The organism is Rhodococcus sp. TAF43 (genome assembly GCF_052113525.1).
Lineage (GTDB): Bacteria > Actinomycetota > Actinomycetes > Mycobacteriales > Mycobacteriaceae > Prescottella.
Genome location: NZ_JBFRDL010000023.1, coordinates 56,426 through 71,235 on the forward strand (window position 1 = coordinate 56,426; position 14,810 = coordinate 71,235).

A 14,810-nucleotide genomic window follows, 5' to 3' on the forward strand; every position below is an offset into this window, starting at 1 on the left:
CTGGATCATGCGGTGAACTGCTCGCGCAGATCCCTCTTCTTGAACTTGCCGGTAGCCGTTCTGGGAATGGTGGACACGAACTCGAACCGCTCGGGTAGCTGCCACCGCGCAAACTCACCCGACAGGTGCTCACGGAGCTGCTCCGGGTCCGCGGTCTGGCCGTCCCGGAGCACGAGCACCGCCAACGGACGCTCACCCCACCGCGGATCGGGCACGGCGATCACCGCGGCCTCCGCCACCGACGGGTGTGCCATGAGGTGGTTTTCGAGATCGACCGAGGAGATCCACTCGCCACCGGACTTGACCAGGTCCTTGGAGCGGTCACAGATCCGGATGCAGCCGCGGTGGTCGATGCGGACGATGTCTCCGGTGCGGAACCAGCCGTCAGCCGTGAAACTGTCTGCGCCCGAACCATTGTGGTAGGAAGCCGCCACCCAGGGTCCCCGAACCTCCAGCTCACCCATGGCGACGTCATCCCACTCGATGAATCCGTCGTCCTCGTTCCGCGCTCGGATGTCGAAGAACGGCATCGCGACGCCCTGCCTGGCCCGGAACGCATACTGCTCGTCGGCCGCAGTTTCCCGCAGATCCACCGGGAGGCGGCTGACGGTACCGACCGGCGCGGTCTCGGTCATTCCCCACGCCTGGACGACGGTCAGACCGTGACGGTCATACCCCTCCAGCAGGCTGCGCGGCGCCGCCGCTCCACCGACGATCAACCGGTCGAGATGACGCAGATCCCAACGATGCGGTTCGAAGTCGAGTGCGTCGAGCATCGCCATCCACACCGTCGGCACCCCCGCAGTCATGGTGACCTTCTCGGCCTCGATCAGGTCGAGCACACTGACCGGGTCCAGCTTCGGTCCGGGTAGAACGAGCCGCGCGCCGAGCAGCGCCGCTGCGTACGGCAGACCCCACGCGTTGACGTGGAACATCGGCACCACCGGCAGCAGCGTGTCCTGCACCGAGACGCCCAGAGCGTCGGGCAGTGCCGCGGCCATCGAATGAAGCACCAGCGCCCGGTGCGAGTACACGACGCCCTTCGGTCGACCGGTGGTGCCGGACGTGTAACACATCGCGCCGGCTTGGCGTTCGTCGAGAACAGGCCACTGCATCGGTTCGGCCTCATCGATCAGGCTCTCGTAGTCGAGCATTCCTGCTGGTGCCGCACCGCCATGGGAGACGACGATGACATGGTCGAACTGGTGCGTGAACCGGAACCCGTCGAACACCTCGAGCAGGGACTCGTCGACCACGATCACCCGGTCCTGCGCATCCCCGACGATGAAGGCCAGCTCGTCGGAATGCAGGCGTGGGTTGAGTGTGTGGACTACCGCCCCCATCGCCGGGACCGCGAAGTACATCTCGAGGTGCTCCGCTTGATTCCACAACAGCGTCGCCACCCGGTCACCGTCCCCGATACCGAGACCGGCCAGCGCGGTGGCAAGCCGCCGCGCCCGCCGCGCACACGCCCCGAGAGTGGTCCGGGCAATGCTGCCGTCGGGGCGACGAGAAACGACGTCCTTTCCACTGTGGAAACGCTCGGCGCGCTCGACCACAGCGGTCAGCGACAACGGGTAGTCATCCATGGTCAAGCCATTGATCACGTAAAACTCCTAGATCGGGGATGGGCATTACTCGACGGCCGTAGATCCGGCACTGATCACGGCAGGGCCGGGTGTCCGGAGGAAACACCCGGACACGGGGCACGAGTCGGTTCCGTGCCCCGCTGTGCAACAAGCCGGTGTGCTAGGCGTGGTGGGTGAATCCGACCTGCCCCGGGCGACGGTTCGGCGCGTAGCCGAGCTTGGCGAGGGTCTCGTCGGCGTCCGCGTAGGTGGTGCCGATCTTGTAGATGTCGCGGGCGTCCTTGCCGGTGGCAACCTCCCGTCCGAGTTCACCGGCGATGCGCACCAACTGTTGGATCTGCTGAACCGAGGTCATCTTCTCGCCCTTGCGGCCCCAGATGGTGTCCTCGTTGCCACAGCGGGTGTGCAGGCCCATCGCGATCGCCATCGTGTTGACGGGCAGCACGCTGCGCATGAGGGACTCCAGGGTCAGGGCCGCTCCGTCCGGGACGCGCTGGATGAAGTTCATGATGTTGTACGGGTTCGGGCCCTCCATGCCGCCACCGATGCCGGTCCAGGTCACGTTCAGCGGGCCGGTGTAGACCCCGCGACGGATGAGCCGCTCGACGCTCTCGAGGCCGGTGATGCCGGTCAGCGCGAACAGGGGCTGGATGCCGGCGGCCTGTAGGCGACGCAGGTGCTCCTCAACCCAGGCCGGTCCGGCCGGGATCGTCATCTCCCGGTACGTCTCCTGCAGTTCCGGACGCGCCAGGGATGTGCCCGCGATGTCGTCCGCGGTCAACAGCTCCGCGATGTTCATCTGGCTGGTGTTGATCGCGATCGTGACCTGGTCCGGCTTGGGGTCGAGCTCGGCGAGCATGTGCCGGGTGTCATCGGAGAGCCACTTCGCCTCGGCGCCTTCACCTTCCGGCGCGAACGAAATCGATCCGCCGACCTGCAAGACCATCTCGGGAACCGCTTCGCGGAGCCGTCCGAGGAGTTCGTTGAACTTCGAGAGCCGCTTTGAGCCCTTGCCGTCGAGTTCACGAACGTGGATGTGCAGTACGGACGCGCCGGCCTCGTAGCAGTCCACCGCCTGCTGGACGTGCTCATCCATCGTCAACGGCAGATCCTCGCGGAAGTCGTCCGGCTCCCACTCGGGACCGTACGGCGCCGCCGTGATGACCAGCTTCTCCTGATTTTCGGGGAAGAGTGCGTCGTCATGGAAATGCATGGTGGTGCTCCTGTCGGAAGTATTGGAAAGTGTTGCCGAGTAAGGGTGTTCGATGAAACCGAGAGTCCGCGGCGATCAGATGACAGCGCCGCCGTTAGGACTGATGACCTGACCGACGAGATAGTGCGTCTCGCCGGCGAGGTAGACGGCAAGAGAGGCGTACTCCTCGGGAGTGCCGAGCCGGCCCACGGGAATAATCTGGTACAGGTTGCGCTTCTGCTCTTCGGTGGCGTTGTCGAGGTACGCCTGGAACGGCGGCGTCAAGACTCCTCCGCAGGCGATGGCGTTGACGTAGATACCCGCGCCCGCGACATCGAGGGCGACGGTCTTGGTCAGGCTCACGACTGCAGCCTTGGCGGCCGAGTAGCCGGGGCTGTGCGTGCTCGCGGTAGAGGTGCCGGCTATCGAGGCGATATTGATGATGCGGCCGTAACCCTGAGGCTCCATCAACTTCAATGCCTCACGGGTGCAGTAGAACACGCCGTGGACGTTGACGTCCCACCACTTGAGCCAGTCCTCGTCGGTGAGGCTGCTGGTGATGCCCATGGACTGGCGCTCCATCGGGGTGGTCACGTAGGCGTAGTGCCGGGCGCGCCGGACCTCGTCGGCGGGCAGGTTCGGCACTCGCGCAGCGTTGTTGACCAGGATGTGGACGGTTCCGAACTGCTCGACGGCCCGGGCGAACATCTCGACCACCTGCGCCTTGGACGAGACGTCGCAGCGCAGCGCCAAGCACTTGCGCCCCAGCGCCTCGACCTCGGCGGAGACTTCCGCCAGCTTGTCCTCTTGAAGGTCACACAGGACGAGATCCGCGCCCTCTCGAGCCATGGCGAGCGCAATCGCCCTGCCCAGACCCTGCGCCGCTCCGGTGACCACGGCGACCTTGTCGAGTAGCTGCTGCATTTCTCTGATCTCCCTCGATGAATGGAATGACAGGGCCGTCACGACGCTCAGACGGCCGACGGAATCGGATGAGCGGGGATCTATCCCGGGGACACGAGCGTGTCTGCGCCGACGGACGATGCCTCGCCGGAGGCCTTCGACTCCACCAAGGCAAGCTGGCGTAGGCCGGCCGGGTAGAGCTTCATGCCGAGGCCCAGGACCACGATGGACACGACGGATGCAAGTGGGACCCACTGCAACGCACCGAGCAGACCCAGCCGATCGGACAGCAGTCCGACGACGAACGGCCCGAGGGCCAGCCCGAAGACGTTGTTCGCGAGTACGCCCACGCCGAGGGCCGAGGCTCGGATCGACGGGTGGGACAGGCTGGCGACGACCGCCGTCGTGGCACCGGAGAATCCGGAGCAGAAGAACGCCCCGACCCCGATCAACACCATCTGCACGGGCCCGTTCGCGAGCTGGAAGCCGACCATCAGGGACGCCATCGCGATGCCGGCGAACGCGATCGCTGCACTCCACCGGCGTTCGGGTCGCCGGCGACCGAACCGGTCGGCAGCGACGCCACAGAGCACCGTTCCGGCGCCGATCAACAGTACGAAGACCGATGCCGCCAACCCGGCATCCGTGGCCGCCATGTCGTGGTAGCGGTTGAAGTAGCTGGGAAGCCAGGCGAGCAGCACACCCGAGACGAAGAACTGGATTCCAGCACCGACGTATGCACAGGTCAACGAGGCGTTCGTGAGCAGGCTCGAAATCGGGGCACGTCCATACCCGGAGGCGGGGGCCCCTGAGATCGGCCGGTCGGCGGCATGACGCGCCAGCCGCTGCTCGTTGACGAGGACCCGGAACAGGATGATCAGACACAGACCGAAGGCCGCCATGACCAGGAAGGCCGCACGCCAACCGAGCCGATCCGCGAGCACGCCGCCGAGCGCGACACCGACGACCGAGCCGAAGAACGCCGCACCGAGGATGGCGCCGCTGAGCGAGGCATGCAGGCGCGGGGCAAAGACTCCCAGCATGACGGCCATGCCCACACTCGCGTAGGCGGCCTCACCGAACCCGAGCAGGAATCGTGCGCCGAGCAGCTGGGAGTAGTTTCCCGCCGCGGCGCACAGGATGGTCGCGACACTCCACAGCACTGCCATGAGGACCACACTGCGGACGCGACCCCAACGGTCGGCGAGCAGTGACATCGGCAGCGCCAACACCCCGACCATCAGGGCTACGACGCTGGTCAGGGCCGCAAGTTGCGAATCCGACAGATCCCACTCCGCCTTCAGCACGGGGAATACGGAACTGAGTACCTGCCGGGACATGTAGTCCGACATCATCAGACCGAAGATCAGGGTGAATACCACCCACGGGAAAACCTTCGAGTGGGCGCCGGTGCCGAGGACCTCTCGGGATGGCGTGGATTCCTGGGGCTCCAGTTCCATGCGTGCTCCTGTTCTTGAAGGGCGCGTTGAGGCGACGCGTCTCGGATGTGGCCGGTTCGGAAAGCTCGCTGCGAACCGGAACGAGGCTGTGGTTGCTCGACGTACGTGTCGGCACGAACGGCAGCGAATCGAAGGCTGTGCGTCAGGCCCTGCCGGGCGTTTTGCACGCTGGGGATCGCCCAGCGAAAGCGACCGCGCTGACCGATTCGACAACTGCGGTGACACAGGTCACGCTATACGGATTGGGGCGAGAACACTTGTCCCGTTGGGACGAATTCTTTGGCAGCTTGGGACAGGAGCTGGGGTAGTCGATGACAGTGGTGAAGGTGCGGAGTTCGGCGCTGACCGGGTACGTCGAGTTGACGCAGTCTCTCGGCGCGGACCCAGATCCGTTCATGCGTGCCGTGGGCATCGACCCGACGGCCTTGGCCACGCCGAATTCATGGCTCCCTGCGGAGCGCGTCGACGAATTGTTGGAGCGAACCGCTCTGGCAACGTCCTGTGTGGACTTCGCGGTCAAGATGGCGGACGGCAGGGGGGTGTCGATACTCGGAGCAGTGGGTTTGGCCGCCAGGGAAGAGCCGGACGTCCGTAGCGCGATCGCGCTCATACTGCGCCACATGCGGGTACACAACGAGGCGATTCAGATTCTGCTCGTCGAGTTGAACGGCCTTGTCTCACTGCGGATCGAGCCCGCACCCGGGATGACACTCGGGCGCCAGTCCATCGAACTGGTCATCGCCTCGTTGGCGCGGATACTCAGCGCGTTTCTCCCGGACGGCTGGCGACCACTGTCCACCTGCTTCGTCCACGAAGCACCGACCACGCTCGATGTCCATCACCGCGCCTTCGGGGCGGGCGTCGCATTCGAACAGGACTTCAACGGTTTCGTGCTCTACTCGAGCGATCTGGACTCCGTCAATCCGTTGTCGGACCCGATGTTCCAGCCCTACGCAAGGCAGTACCTGGACCTGCTCGCGCCGCCGGAAGATGCCTCCGCCGTCGGACGGGTACGCGAGATGATCGAGGCGCTTCTGCCGGGCGGAAGGTGCACTGCCGCCCGGATCGCGCGCAGTCTCGGGATGGACCGGCGAACCCTGCACAGACACCTGTCACAGGCGGGCGAAAACTACTCGTCCGTGGTCGATTCCGTGCGCTCAGATCTCGCGCGACGGTACATCACACGTGGCGACCGTAGCCTCACCGACATAGCGGGTGAACTAGGGTTCTCGGACTTGAGTGCCTTCTCGCGTTGGTTCCGTCGACAGTTCGGCACGAGTCCAACGAAATGGGCTGCACACCAGCACGAAACCAAGTCGGCCTGAGAGGCGGACTCTCAGCACCCCAGTCGCGGGTGCGGTCCGGAACGCCGTCGAGACGCCCCGGGACGCGCACCCCACCGAGATCGTGCTGCGACCCGTATCGCGGTGAGGGCGGCCGTCACCGTCAGGGGCGGCCGAGTGGCGTGATGGTGAGGATCGCGCAGGGATCGGTCATCTCGAAGGCGTCGACACACCCGGCCGGGAGCAGCACGGCCTCCTCCGTCACCGGATCGACGAGAACGACCAGCGCAGCGGGATCGGCGGCCCGGGGCGGCTCCCCGAACCGCATCGTCGCCGTGGCCGCACCACGCCGCACCATGACGTTCAACGCCCGAGTGGGCGCCTCCACGCGGCACCCCGGCGCCCACTCGCCCGGAAATGCGATCGTCTGCAGCGGCGCGACGACGTGGCGCACGACGCCGGCCGCGGCGTCCGGGGCGTCCGGGTCGGCCCCCGGCCCGAACGGAGCTCCGGTCAGTTCGATCGGGACCGCACCGATCGGCATGAACAGTCGGTCGAATCCGTCGATCACCGAGAAGGTCGACGACGTCGGTTCGTCGGCGATGCTCACCCGCCACAGATCGGTCTCGGCGACCACCTGCGTGGTGCCCTGACCGTTGCGCCAGCGCACCGACACCCGGTCGTCGCGAGTGGTGCGACGCGCCGGCGCCCCGAGCGAGTACGGTCCGTCGTTCACGGTTCCTCCGGTGACATCTCACGCCATTACTTGTCCAGTCTTGTATATACAATCCGGAGGCGCCGCGTGCGCCCGGGGGAGCGGCACCCGCGTCGGCCCGTACGAAGGACTGGGGTGTGGTCCGGCGTCACCTGGACACCGGGCCACACCCCACCGACAGCGGAGCGGCGTTGGCCGTCTCGTCAGCTGACGATCATGTCCTCCTGCGCCCAGTACGCGCGGGTGCTGGTGATCTTGGCGTCGTCGTCGAACGTCATGACGTCGATGGGCTCCATGACGTAGGTGGTGTCGCCGACCTTCGAGACGGTGCGGAAGTGGAAGGCGGCGCTGTTGCCCGCGACGCGAACCGTCAGCAGTTCCGCGGTCTGGTCCATCGCCTCGATCGCCTTGAAGAAGGCACGGATCTCCTCGACGCCCCGCTTGGGCTCGGTGCCGACCGGATCCTCGACAGTGGCACCCTCGGCGAACAGGGCGGCGACGGCGTCGGCGCTCTTGCTCTCGAGTGCCTTCATGTACGAGGCGACGGTGTGCTTGATGTCTTCTGCGGTTGCCATGGTCGCTGAACCTTTGCTCGTGGAACGAATTTCAGGGTTTTCTCGGCGGCGAGCGTATCCCGGCTCACACACCCGACACATCGCTCGGTCCCGCCCACCGGACACTCCCGACATAGCGCCGAAGCCGCACGAGCCGCAACAATCCGGTGCTAGCGTCCCGCGCATGCCAATCCAGTACGGGGGTTTCTGGGGCCGGATACTCGTCGCCGCACTCGCGGTGGGTGTCGTGGTCGGAGGTGGTACCGCAGGCACAGCCGCGGCCCAATCGAGCGGCAGTGCGCTGCCGAACACCAGCATCGGCGGAGTGGGATCGACCGGCAGTGCGGCCGGACAGGGATTCATCGGACCCGGGTCGCTCACCGACGGCACCGGCTCGGACGGCACCGGGTCCAACGGCACGACGCCGATCACCGGCTCGTGGGGGACGGGGTCTCTCGCCCGGTCCGCGTTCGGTTCCTGGATACCGGGTTCGGTGGACTCGTCGGTGTCGCCACCGGATCTGGCGCCCCCGCAGCTCGATACGCTGCACCAGGAGATGCAGCCCTCGCCGATCGGCGATCCGTTCTTCGACGAGTACCCGCCCGGCCTGCCCGGCATGACGAACGGCCAGGTCATCGAGACCCGCGACGTCACGCCGGTCGCCCGTCTACTCCCACTCGGGCCGGTGCGCGAGGTCCGGCAGATCAAGGTGAAGTCCACCGACGCGCTGGGTGCGCCGTCGTTCGCTACCGCGACCCTCGTCATCCCCGCCGCGGACTGGACCGGTCCCGGCCCGCGTCCGATCCTGGTGAACAACGTGCCGATCAACGGCCTCGGGCGGGCCTGCACCCCTCCCACACCCTCGCCAACGGGATCACACCATCGACCAACCCCTTCGACTTCCTCCGACCCGTCACGACGAAGGCCGAGGAACGCGGCTACGCGGTTCTCATCCCTGACCATGAGGGCCCGCAGATGGCGTACGCCGAACCGTACGTCGCCGGGCACGCCGTCCTCGACACCATCCGCGGCATGCGGAACGAGTACCCGGCGGAGTTCGGCAGCAGCAAACTCGCGATGATGGGCTACTCCGGCGGAGCGATCGCGACGCACGGCGCGGTCAAGCTGATCGATTCGTACGCACCCGAACTGGCCCCCGACATCGTCGGTGCCGCGTTCGGCGGCGTGCCCGCCGACTTCGAGATGCTCGGGCGCACCATGAACGGCAACCTCGCCAGTGGACTCTTCCTCGCGGCGGTGCTGGGGATCTCGCGGGAGCGGACCCAGATCCTGCCCCTGATCAACAGTCTGGGGCAGCGGCTGGGCATCTCCACCATCAAGGACATGTGCGTGAGCAACCTCGGCGTGATCGGCCTCCTGAACGCACCCGTCGAGGCACTCGCGAACATCAAGGATGCGCTGAATTCCCCTGTCGCGCACGACATCTACAACATCACGAAGATGGCGGGCATCAAGTCCGGTACCCCGCTGTACATCTACAACGGCGGGCAGGACTGGTGGATCCCCGCCCTCGGTGCCCGCAACCTGTACGACGAGCAGTGCGGACTGGGCGTCAGTGCCGTGTACCGGCAGGTGCCCGGTGAGCACCTGCTCGGCGAGGCCATCGGCAACCCCGGAGCGTTCGACTGGGTCGACGCCCTCTTCCAGGGACAGCCCGCACCCGACGAGTGCTGAGCGCCATCCATCGCGTTTTGCGCACTTATCGCTGAATCCCGGAGGGTTCAGGAGCGATAAGTGCGCAAAACGCGGGTGGGCTAGAGAACGACGTTGACCATCTTGCCGGGCACGACGATCACCTTGCGGGGATCCTTGCCGTCCAGCAGCGCGACGATCTTCTCGTCCGCGAGGGCGATCTTCTCGATGTCCTCACGGGCCGCGTCGGCGGCGACGCTGATGCGGCTGCGGACCTTGCCGTTGACCTGGATCGGGTACTCGACGGTGTCCTCGACCAGCCACTTCTCGTCGGCGGTCGGGAACGGACCGTGCGCGAGCGACTCGGTGTGACCCAGACGCGACCACAGTTCCTCCGCGAGGTGCGGTGCGATCGGACCGAGCATGAGCGCCAGCGGCTCCACCACCGACCGCGGGGCGCCGCCCGGGTACTCCTTGGTGAGGTGGTTGGTGTACTCGATCAGCTTCGCGACAGCGGTGTTGTCGCGCAGCGCCGCGTAGTCCTCGGAGACACCGGCGATCGCCTTGTTCAGCGCCCGCAGTGTGTCCTCGGACGGCTCCGCGTCGGTGACCCGCAGGTCGCCGCTCTCCTCGTCGACGACGACGCGCCACGCGCGCTGCAGGAAGCGGTGCGCACCGATGACGTCCTTGGTCGCCCACGGACGGGACGTGTCCAGCGGACCCATCGCCATCTCGTACACGCGCAGCGTGTCGGCACCGTACTCGTCGCAGATCTCATCCGGCGCAACGGAATTCTTGAGGCTCTTGCCCATCTTTCCGTACTCGCGCTTGACCTCGGCGCCCTGGTAGAAGAACTTGCCGTCCTCCTCGGTCACCTCGGCGGCCGGCACGTAGACGCCGCGCTCGTCGGTGTACGCGTACGCCTGGATGTAGCCCTGGTTGTACAGGCGGCGGTACGGCTCGCTCGAACTGACGTAGCCCAGGTCGAACAGCACCTTGTGCCAGAACCGCGAGTACAGCAGGTGCAGCACCGCGTGCTCCACACCGCCGACATACAGGTCGACGCCACCGGGATCGTTGGGGCCGTGGATGTCCGGACGCGGACCGGTCCAGTAGGCCTCGTTCTCGGGCGCAACGAACTGCTCGCTGTTGGTGGGATCGATGTAGCGCAGCTGGTACCACGAGCTGCCGGCCCACTGCGGCATCACGTTGGTGTCGCGGCGGTAGTCCTCGAGGCCGTCGCCCAGATCCAGTTCGACGTCGACCCAGTCGGACGCCTTGGCGAGCGGGGGAGAGGGCTCGGAGCTGGCGTCGTTGGGATCGAACGACACCGGTGCGTAGTCCTCGACCTCCGGAAGTTCCACCGGCAGAGCCGATTCCGGCAGCGGATGCGCGACACCGTCGGCGTCGTACACGATCGGGAACGGCTCGCCCCAGTAACGCTGACGCGCGAAGAGCCAGTCGCGCAGCTTGTACTGGATGGTGCCCTTGCCGACGCCCTCCGCCTCGAGGCGCTCGATGACCGCCTTCTTCGCGTCCGCGACGCTCAGGCCGTTCAGGTACTCCGAGTTCACCAGCGGTCCGTCACCGGTGAACGCCGCCTCGGACAGATCGCCGCCGCCGATGACCTCGACGATGTCGAGACCGAACGCGGTCGCGAACTCCCAGTCGCGCTGGTCGTGGCCGGGCACGGCCATGATCGCGCCGGTGCCGTAGCCGGTGAGCACGTAGTCGGCGATGAACACCGGCAGCTTGTGCCCGTTCACCGGGTTGACGGCGTAGACGCCCAGGAAGACGCCGGTCTTCTCCTTGTTCTCCTGGCGCTCGAGGTCCGTCTTCGCGGCGATCGACTCGCGGTACGCCTTGACGGCCTCGGCCGGCGTGGCCGCGTCCCCGGTCCAGCGCGGGTCGACGCCCTCGGGCCACTCGGCCGCCACCAGCCGGTCCACCAGCTCGTGCTCGGGGGCCAGGGTCACGTACGTGGCACCGAACAGCGTGTCCGGACGCGTCGTGAACACCTCGATGTCGTGATGCTGTGCCGAACCCCCGTCGCTTCGCTCGGACCGCGCGGCGAACTTCACCTGTGCACCGTGCGAGCGCCCGATCCAGTTGCGCTGCATGGACTTGACCTTCTCGGGCCAGTCCAGGTACTCGAGGTCGTCGACCAGGCGGTCGGAGTACGCGGTGATCCGCATCATCCACTGCTGCAGGTGCTTACGGAACACCGGGAAGTTGCCGCGCTCGCTGCGGCCGTCCGCGGTGACCTCCTCGTTGGCCAGTACGGTGCCCAGACCGGGGCACCAGTTGACCATCGAATCCGAGTGGTAGACCAGGCGGTACGAGTCCAGCACCTTGCTGCGCTCGACGGCGTCGAGCGAGGCCCAGTCACGGCCGTCGTCGAGAGTGCGCTCACCCGAAGCGAACTCGGCCTCGAGTTCGGAGATGCGGCGGGCCTTGCCCTGCACCGTGTCGTACCAGGCGTTGTAGATCTGCAGGAAGATCCACTGGGTCCAGTGGTAGAAGTCGACGTCCGTCGTCGCCACGGAGCGGCGCTCGTCGTGACCCAGGCCCAGTCGGCGCAGCTGACGCTGCATGTTCGCGATGTTGGCCTCGGTCGTGGTGCGCGGATGCGTGCCCGTCTGCACCGCGTACTGCTCGGCCGGCAGACCGAACGCGTCGTAACCGAGGGTGTGCAGGACGTTGTGGCCCTGCATCCGGTGGTAGCGCGCGAAGACGTCCGTCGCGATGTAGCCGAGCGGGTGGCCGACGTGCAGACCCGAGCCCGACGGGTACGGGAACATGTCCTGCACGAACAGCTTGTCCGCCGGCACGTCACCGGCCAGCGGGCCCACCGGGTTGGGGGCGTTGAACGTCCCGCGCTCGCTCCACAGGTCCTGCCAGCGCTGCTCGATCCGGCCGGCGAGCTCCGCGGTGTAGCGGTGCTGCGGCGTCGAGTCGTCGGGGGATGAGGCTTGCTGAACTGGCTCGGTCACTGTGGTCGCTATCTACTTGGATGACGGGAATTCCGTCAACCAGGGTAAAGCGTCCGCGGTCCCCCCGAACACCCAGCAACACCAGCCCGCGCGACCGGGTCGTATCGTGTAGGCGTGGTCATCGTCGCTGTCGTGCTTTTCGTCGCCGCTCTCGCCCTCGCCGGTCTGGGCGCCGCCGCACTGACCGGCCGCCTGACGCGCAACCGCTGGGCCGGTGTGCGCACCCCCCAGTCGCTGCGCGACGACGAGACGTTTGCCCTGGCCAACAAGGTCGCGGCCCCGAGCATGCTCGGCGGTGCCGGCGTGCTGGCCATCGGCGGGCTCGCCATCCTGATCCTGCCCACCATCGCCGGCGTGATCGCGACGATCGTCGTGATCGCCGGGGCCCTGTTCACCGTCGCGGCCGGTGGCGCGCTCGGCTCCAAGGCCGCGGGCGCGGTGCCCGACACCAGTGGCTGCGGCACATCCTGCGGCGCCTGCAGCCTCAAGGGCGCGTGCGAACCCGCCTGATCCGCCGGGCCTGATTGAATCCGGTGTGTGACCACACCCACACCGGCCCCCTTCCCGCCCCCTGCGCCGGCGCGCGTGATCGATCCGGCCGGCGCCGTCTTCGGTATCGGCGTCCCCGTGCTGGCGGCCGCCGCGGGCATCGCGCTGACATACATGCTCGAACCTCGCCTGCCCGCGCAGATCGCCACGCACTGGTCCGGCGACGGTGGCACGCCCGACGGCTTCATGAGCCCCACGTCGAGTGCGTGGATGGTCGCCCTGATCCTGCTGCTCGTCGGTGGCGGCTGCTGCGCGATCGCGGCGCTCGCACAGGCGCAACTGATCATGCGCCGGATGATGCTGTTGGTGGGACTCGTCGTCGTGGGCCTCATCCTCGCCGTCGAGGTCGCGATGATCGTCGGTCAGCTCGACGCGACGTCGGTGGTCGATACCCCGCTGCCCACGACCGCGATCGGAGTGGGGGCTGCCCTCGGCGCAGTGGTCGGGTTGCTCGGCGCGTCGCTGCTGCGGGACCACCGCGTCCGGACGGTCGCCACCGAGCCCCCCGCCACCGTCCTGCCCCGCGGCGCCGTCGAGCTCCCGATCACCGACCAGGTCGGCATGAGCGCCGGTGGGCTCGCCGGGGTCGCGCTGGTGGTCGCCACGCCCGCGATCGGGGTGTCCTACCTGGCCGGGGCGTGGTGGCCCCTGGCCCTGTTCCTGCCCGCGGTGCTGCTGCTGGTCACGCTCCTGCAGTTCCGCGTCGTCGTCGACGCCGACAGCATCCGCGTGCAGAACCTGGGGATGTCGGCGATCGAGTACGGCACCGACGAGGTCCTCGGCGCCGAGGTCGACGAGGTCCGGCCGTTCCAGGACTTCGGCGGCTGGGGTCTCAAGACGAAGGGCCGCGGCAACTACGGCGTCGTCACCCGGACCGGGCCGGCCGTCGTGGTGACCTTCGCGTGCGGGCACCGGCTCACCGTCACCACCCCGAAGGCGGAGGAGATCGCCGGCGCGCTCAACACGCTGGCCGATCGGCGATTCGCGCGATCCTGAGGATCACAGCGCCGACGCCCGTATCGCCTCCATCAGGGCCGCCTCCGGATCGCTGGGCGTGCTGGCCCGGCCCAGCAGCACGAACTCGACGTCTCCCGGGTCCGGGAGCCCGAACCGCTCGCCGACCGGTCGCAGCTCGGTCGGCAGCAGCGACTGCGCGTGCACGATGAAACCCAGCCCGGCCAGGACGGCCGCGCGCAGCCCCGTCCGGCTGTTGGCCAGGCACGTGATCCGGCTGGGCAGGCGGGCCGTCTCGAGCGCGCCGAGCGCGCACGCGCGGGTGATGCTGGGCGGGGGATAGGCCACCAGCGGCACCGGCGCCGACGGATCCCACTCCGACTCCGCCGTCCCACCCCACACCAGCCGATCCCGCCACACCAGATCGCCGTGCGTCTCGCCGGGCCGACGCATCACGAACGCGAGGTCGAGATCGCCGGACCGCAACTGCGCGTGCACCGTGCGGCTCAGCCCCACCGTGAGCTGCAGGTCCACCAGCGGATGGGTGCGCCGGAAGTCCCGCAGGATCTGCGGCAGTCCCTTCGCGACCAGGTCCTCCGCGGCCCCGAACCGCAGCCGTCCGGTGAGTGTCGATCCCTCGAAGTACCGGCCGGCCCGGTCGTGGGCGTCGAGGATCGAGCGGGCGAACCCCACCATCGCGGTGCCGTCCGCCGTGAGTTCGACGGTGTGGGTGTCGCGGCTCAGCAGGGCGCGACCCGCGGCCCGCTCGAGCCGGGCGATGTGGCCGCTGACGGTGGACTGACGCAGACCCAGGTGCCGGGCGGCCGCGGTGAACCCGCCGGTCTGCTCGACGGCGAGGAATGTCCTGAGGAGAACCGGATCGAACATGCGTCCTGCTTATCACAAATCACGATCGCAGTTAACGGGTTGAACGCCTTTCATGATCGAATTCGCTCCGTATACCG

The 14,810-nt window shown here is 67.5% G+C and carries 13 protein-coding genes and 1 pseudogene; 6 read left to right on the forward strand and 8 right to left on the reverse strand.

The window, feature by feature from the left end; genetic code table 11:
- Positions 1–5: 5 nt before the first annotated feature.
- The 4 genes from AB4Z09_RS15910 to AB4Z09_RS15925 form a co-directional block, all read right to left on the reverse strand.
- Positions 6–1,607 carry a long-chain fatty acid--CoA ligase gene (locus tag AB4Z09_RS15910; protein ID WP_254622691.1) on the reverse strand — a complete coding sequence of 534 codons (1,602 nt, stop codon included), beginning with the start codon at positions 1,605–1,607 and terminating at the stop codon, positions 6–8.
- A 142-nt stretch (positions 1,608–1,749) separates the two neighbouring features.
- The gene (locus tag AB4Z09_RS15915; RefSeq protein ID WP_174914199.1) at positions 1,750–2,802 is read right to left on the reverse strand and encodes a 3-keto-5-aminohexanoate cleavage protein; all 1,053 of its coding nucleotides are present in this window, start codon (positions 2,800–2,802) and stop codon (positions 1,750–1,752) included.
- Positions 2,803–2,877: 75 nt separating this feature from the next.
- Positions 2,878–3,705, reverse strand: coding sequence for an SDR family NAD(P)-dependent oxidoreductase (locus AB4Z09_RS15920; protein WP_174914201.1), 828 nt, complete (start codon positions 3,703–3,705; stop codon positions 2,878–2,880).
- Positions 3,706–3,785: 80 nt separating this feature from the next.
- Complete coding sequence (locus tag AB4Z09_RS15925; protein ID WP_442240144.1) at positions 3,786–5,144, reverse strand: MFS transporter; 1,359 nt, start codon at positions 5,142–5,144, stop codon at positions 3,786–3,788.
- 311 nt (positions 5,145–5,455) lie between these two features.
- Here AB4Z09_RS15925 and AB4Z09_RS15930 point away from each other — a divergent pair, with 311 nt between their 5' ends.
- Complete coding sequence (locus AB4Z09_RS15930; protein WP_174914205.1) at positions 5,456–6,469, forward strand: AraC family transcriptional regulator; 1,014 nt, start codon at positions 5,456–5,458, stop codon at positions 6,467–6,469.
- 22 nt (positions 6,470–6,491) lie between these two features.
- A pseudogene (locus tag AB4Z09_RS15935) lies at positions 6,492–6,575 on the forward strand (short chain dehydrogenase); the annotation flags it as partial.
- 15 nt (positions 6,576–6,590) lie between these two features.
- Here the strand turns inward: AB4Z09_RS15935 and AB4Z09_RS15940 are convergent.
- Together AB4Z09_RS15940 and AB4Z09_RS15945 are read right to left on the reverse strand one after the other, a co-directional pair.
- Positions 6,591–7,163 carry a HutD family protein gene (locus tag AB4Z09_RS15940; protein WP_442240145.1) on the reverse strand — a complete coding sequence of 191 codons (573 nt, stop codon included), beginning with the start codon at positions 7,161–7,163 and terminating at the stop codon, positions 6,591–6,593.
- A gap of 182 nt (positions 7,164–7,345) precedes the next feature.
- Positions 7,346–7,717, reverse strand: coding sequence for a nuclear transport factor 2 family protein (locus AB4Z09_RS15945; RefSeq protein WP_174914207.1), 372 nt, complete (start codon positions 7,715–7,717; stop codon positions 7,346–7,348).
- A gap of 163 nt (positions 7,718–7,880) precedes the next feature.
- Here AB4Z09_RS15945 and AB4Z09_RS15950 point away from each other — a divergent pair, with 163 nt between their 5' ends.
- Positions 7,881–8,777 (forward strand): hypothetical protein, encoded by an 897-nt coding sequence (locus tag AB4Z09_RS15950; protein ID WP_442240146.1) that lies wholly within the window; start codon positions 7,881–7,883, stop codon positions 8,775–8,777.
- The gene (locus AB4Z09_RS15955) at positions 8,672–9,391 is read left to right on the forward strand and encodes a lipase family protein (RefSeq protein WP_442240147.1); all 720 of its coding nucleotides are present in this window, start codon (positions 8,672–8,674) and stop codon (positions 9,389–9,391) included. The genes AB4Z09_RS15950 and AB4Z09_RS15955 overlap by 106 nt, the downstream gene beginning before the upstream one ends.
- 80 nt (positions 9,392–9,471) lie before the next feature.
- On the opposite strand, the gene leuS is transcribed toward AB4Z09_RS15955, so the two are convergent.
- The gene (gene leuS, locus AB4Z09_RS15960) at positions 9,472–12,342 is read right to left on the reverse strand and encodes a leucine--tRNA ligase (protein WP_442240148.1); all 2,871 of its coding nucleotides are present in this window, start codon (positions 12,340–12,342) and stop codon (positions 9,472–9,474) included.
- A 114-nt stretch (positions 12,343–12,456) separates the two neighbouring features.
- On the opposite strand from leuS, the gene AB4Z09_RS15965 reads away from it, so the two are divergent.
- A complete protein-coding gene (locus AB4Z09_RS15965; protein WP_442240149.1) occupies positions 12,457–12,852 on the forward strand; it encodes an SdpI family protein in 396 nt (131 codons plus the stop codon).
- A gap of 27 nt (positions 12,853–12,879) precedes the next feature.
- Positions 12,880–13,887 carry a DUF1648 domain-containing protein gene (locus tag AB4Z09_RS15970; RefSeq protein ID WP_442240150.1) on the forward strand — a complete coding sequence of 336 codons (1,008 nt, stop codon included), beginning with the start codon at positions 12,880–12,882 and terminating at the stop codon, positions 13,885–13,887.
- A gap of 3 nt (positions 13,888–13,890) precedes the next feature.
- Here the strand turns inward: AB4Z09_RS15970 and AB4Z09_RS15975 are convergent, their stop codons facing one another.
- On the reverse strand, positions 13,891–14,733 hold the full coding sequence (locus tag AB4Z09_RS15975) for a LysR substrate-binding domain-containing protein (RefSeq protein ID WP_174914211.1): 843 nt from the start codon (positions 14,731–14,733) through the stop codon (positions 13,891–13,893).
- Positions 14,734–14,810: the final 77 nt, after the last annotated feature.